Source organism: Arthrobacter sp. JCM 19049, assembly GCF_001310435.1.
Genome location: NZ_BAXF01000271.1, coordinates 1 through 2,935, shown reverse-complemented (window position 1 = coordinate 2,935; position 2,935 = coordinate 1). Strand labels below are relative to the sequence as shown.

The following is a 2,935-nucleotide window of genomic DNA, read 5'->3' as shown; positions in this document are numbered from 1 at the left end:
CCGCTAATCCTGCGGGGCGCGGGTACGGGTTCTGCCGCAGCAGCCGGGCCAGGTGCGCGGTGTTGCGCACCGCGATGGAGGTGGCGTTCGCGGTCACCTCCGGGGTCTGTTCCAGATCCTGGTAGTCCACGGTGTGCATGGCCTCGCCCACCCAATAGGTGGAGCCCTGCGCCGGAAGGCTGAAGCCCACCTCGGCCAGCCCCTGGGAAAGCTCCGCCACCACATGGTGGGCACCGTCCTCGTTGCCCACCACTGCAACCAGGGCGACGCGGTCAAAGAGAATTGGGCGCCCCTTCTCATCGGTTTCCGACAACTCGGCGTCCAGTCGTTCCAGGACGCGCTGCGCCGGGCTGGCCGGGTGGCCCACCCAGATGGGGGTGGCCATCACCAGGATGTCTGATTCCAGCATGGTCTTGCGGATCTGCGGCCAGGCGTCACCTGGCCCATGTCGGTGAGCACCCCGGGTTTGACGTCGTGGTCGACCACCCGCAGCAGCTGGCTTTCGACGTGGTGCTTTTTCAATTCCTCGGCGACCTGCCGGGCCAGCAGGTCACTGCTGGAGGCTTCGGGGAGGGGTGAGCGTGCAGACCAGGATGAGGGCCTTGAGCGGTGTAGGTGTCATGCCCCAGTCTGCGCGAGGCGCTGCACCCTGGCCACGGTCGCCAGCAGATCGCCAGCTACCGCCAAGTTTTGGCTCTTGCCAGCCGGTTGGGCAGCGCCTCCGGTCGTGCCCGGGCCCTCGGTGCACACCCCAAGTCCCTGCCTGGCGCGATCTGACCTGGAAAAACCGGGTTCGTTCCGGCGTGCTCGCCGGGTCGCGCCACGGCAAATTCCCTGCCCGCCATCGTGGCCGGGGGTGGAGATAGATCACGGAGAATCGGCATGACAGCTCCGGCTGTGCGTCATAAGATGAATTGCTACGAACCACCACAGCGACCCCGAGGCGGAGAACAATGGCACAGATGAGCGAGGAGCTCATTGAGCAGTGCTGATGCCACTGCTGAGATCTACAACGAATCCCTGACCGGCATCAACCTGACCCGGCTGGAATCCGCGGTGGAGCGCTATATCGACCTGTTCGCCCAGACCGAGGACCTGACCTTCAACCCGGAGGTCACGCCCCTGGACTTCTTCGAACGCCACCCGTTCCATGCAGTGAGCACCATCCTGAACCTGCCCGAGGCCCAGGAAGTGCTGGACTCCGACCAGCTGGACGAGTTGGACGCGATTGCCGACTTCACCGAAGCGTGGCACACCTTTGACGCGGAACAGGAACCGGAGCTGGGGATTTCCGAGGCGGACGACGAAGAGGCTGGTAGCCGGGCCCCACCGGCTCCCGCCCCCGGTCCGTGGAGCTATTCACATTCCGGGCCACCCATGGCACGATTCGCGTATGAGTCAGTTCACTGTGTTCGAAAGCGTGGAAACCATCCACCTGCCGGTGCACCGCGTCTGGGAGCTGCTGACCGACTGGGGGTCGGCGAACCTGTGGATGCCGCAGGTGAGCTACATGGACGCCAGCCAGGACCCGCCGCGGGTGGGCACCCTGCTGGATTACCAGGTGGCGGGCCGTTTACGGCAGTTCGTCATCCACGACCTGGTGGAGCCCAACACCCTGGTCCTGCACTCCTCGGAGGATACCGACGCGCTGTCCTACCGTTTTGACCTCACCGCGCTGGGCGCCGACACCCGGGTGATCCTGCAGGTGATGATCATCGACCCGGACCTGACGGTCCAGGAATGCGAGCGCTTTGCCGAACAGGTGCGGGCCAGCGACGAAACGATGCTGGCGCGCCTGAAGCAGTACGCGCAGCAGGCCCCCTGACCGGCGATTACTGGGAATCGGCCGGGGCGCTGGGGGAGGGCCCGGCGCTGGCCGGGGTCTTCAGCTTTGTGTAGACGCTCCCGGGCTCGAACTCCGTGTGGGCGAACAGGTCCTGCACGGTCACCAGGGTGTACCCGGCCTCGCGCAGTTGCTGCACCAGCTCGGGCACCGCGTCCACCGAGGTCTCGTGGATATCGTGCATCAGGATTACCGACCCCGGGCTGACCTCCTGCATGGCGATCTTCACGGTTTTCTTCGGGTCGTGGTGCTTCCAGTCCAGCGTGTCCACGTCCCACAACAGCAAGGGGGTGGGAATCAGCCGGTTGTAGACCACCCCGTTGGCGCCGTACGGCGGACGGAACACCTCGGGCGTCACCCCGGCGGCCTGCTGGACGGCCTCATCGGTCCACTGCACCTCATGCTCGATTCCCTCGCGGGTCAGCTTGGTGATGTCCTTGTGGTCATAGCTGTGCGAACCGATCTGGTGGCCCTCCGCCACCATGCGCTGCAGCGCCTGCGGGTAGTGCCCCACATTCTTTCCCAGCACGAAGAACGTGGCCGGGGCTTGGGCTTCGCCCAGTTCATCAAGCAGCCGGTCGGTGTACTCTCCCGGACCGTCATCGAAGGTCAACGCGACGCAGGCCATCTGCTGGCAGTCCACCTGCTGCGGCGCCTGCTCCTGCGGGGCCGGCTCCTGATCGGATCCGGGGCTTGCGCACCCGGCCAGCAGCGGCAGCAGCAGGGCGGCGGCCACCATCCGGTGCCGCCGACGGTTGAACAAACGCATCCTTCCACTGTGCTCCGGACCCGGGACAAAGTGAAATCGCCACGCGCACCGCGTGGCGATTTCACAGGGTGATCTGTGCCGTACCGCTGGGGCCGGCGGCGCGGGCCCCTACTGGGCGTCGTGGTCGGTTTCCAGTACTGCGGCCAGTGTTTCCAGCGCCTGTTCGGCACCTTCGCCTTCGGCCCGCAGCACCACCCGGGTTCCGTGTTCGGCGCCCAGGCCCATCAGGGACAGGATGCTGGAGGCGTCCAGCGCCTCCTCGATGGGTTCGCCCTCCAGGGCGATGGTGACCTCGACGGGCTGCTCGGCGGCGGCCTCGGCGA

5 protein-coding genes and 1 pseudogene are annotated in these 2,935 nt (G+C 66.2%); 2 read left to right on the top strand and 4 right to left on the bottom strand.

Annotated features, from left to right (window positions below):
• Positions 1–622, bottom strand: a pseudogene (locus JCM19049_RS10795) (flavodoxin family protein); the annotation flags it as partial.
• On the opposite strand from JCM19049_RS10795, the gene JCM19049_RS20280 reads away from it, so the two are divergent.
• Complete coding sequence (locus JCM19049_RS20280) at positions 616–777, top strand: hypothetical protein (RefSeq protein ID WP_279402987.1); 162 nt, start codon at positions 616–618, stop codon at positions 775–777. The pseudogene JCM19049_RS10795 and the gene JCM19049_RS20280 overlap by 7 nt on opposite strands.
• Positions 778–975: 198 nt before the next feature.
• On the opposite strand, the gene JCM19049_RS20275 is transcribed toward JCM19049_RS20280, so the two are convergent.
• Positions 976–1,152 (bottom strand): hypothetical protein, encoded by a 177-nt coding sequence (locus JCM19049_RS20275; protein ID WP_279402986.1) that lies wholly within the window; start codon positions 1,150–1,152, stop codon positions 976–978.
• Positions 1,153–1,393: 241 nt separating this feature from the next.
• Between JCM19049_RS20275 and JCM19049_RS10785 the strand changes: the two genes are divergently transcribed.
• On the top strand, positions 1,394–1,825 hold the full coding sequence (locus tag JCM19049_RS10785) for an SRPBCC family protein (RefSeq protein ID WP_054821593.1): 432 nt from the start codon (positions 1,394–1,396) through the stop codon (positions 1,823–1,825).
• Positions 1,826–1,832: 7 nt separating this feature from the next.
• On the opposite strand, the gene JCM19049_RS10780 is transcribed toward JCM19049_RS10785, so the two are convergent.
• The gene (locus JCM19049_RS10780) at positions 1,833–2,582 is read right to left on the bottom strand and encodes a polysaccharide deacetylase family protein (protein ID WP_054821592.1); all 750 of its coding nucleotides are present in this window, start codon (positions 2,580–2,582) and stop codon (positions 1,833–1,835) included.
• A 138-nt stretch (positions 2,583–2,720) separates the two neighbouring features.
• Positions 2,721–2,935 (bottom strand): HPr family phosphocarrier protein (locus JCM19049_RS10775; RefSeq protein ID WP_054821591.1); only part of this gene is annotated, 215 nt, incomplete at its 5' end.

Coding starts and splice junctions, on each gene's coding strand:
- JCM19049_RS10785 (WP_054821593.1), top strand. CDS start 1,394: ATGAGTCAGTTCACTGTGTTCGAAAGCGTGGAAACCATCCACCTGCCG.
- JCM19049_RS20275 (WP_279402986.1), bottom strand. CDS start 1,152: ATGGAACGGGTGGCGTTCGAAGAAGTCCAGGGGCGTGACCTCCGGGTT.
- JCM19049_RS10780 (WP_054821592.1), bottom strand. CDS start 2,582: ATGGTGGCCGCCGCCCTGCTGCTGCCGCTGCTGGCCGGGTGCGCAAGC.